The sequence below is a fragment of the Undibacterium sp. Di27W genome (genome assembly GCF_049340345.1).
Lineage (GTDB): Bacteria > Pseudomonadota > Gammaproteobacteria > Burkholderiales > Burkholderiaceae_D > Undibacterium.
Genome location: NZ_JBMPOS010000123.1, coordinates 1 through 375, shown reverse-complemented (window position 1 = coordinate 375; position 375 = coordinate 1). Strand labels below are relative to the sequence as shown.

At 42.9% G+C, this 375-nt stretch carries 1 protein-coding gene; it reads left to right on the top strand.

Annotation, left to right across the window (positions count from 1 at the left end; all coding sequences use genetic code 11):
* Window positions 1–55: 55 nt before the first annotated feature.
* On the top strand, window positions 56–375 hold a 320-nt coding region (locus ACO0LF_RS31580), incomplete at its 3' end, for a hypothetical protein (protein WP_423021382.1).

Genomic DNA, 375 nt, shown 5'->3' with positions numbered 1-375 from the left:
TCGGCGATGAGCTGGCGGTTCAGGGCGTCATAGGTGTTGTAGGGGTACGTGTTTTATGCTGATGCTTGATGAATTTTTTTGGCTGGTTTCTTGCTGGATTTTGGATATACTTTTATGCTGGATTTTAAGTTTTTTGAAATGTGTTCAGTGTTGGTTTTGCAGCTTCGATTGGCACAGGCAAGAGTATGCTTCTGCTCTCTTTTTGCCAGTTAAACAGTTTTATGCAAAAAGGCCAAGAAGACGAGTTGGCAAAGCGAAACCGCGCTGGGTTTTGCATTTTGTATTGGACAGATTTGCACAAGGTAAAAGCTATCGCCAGATCATGATGGAATTGAATCGGCTCTATGCACATAGGGGTATGACGATTAGTTTGGG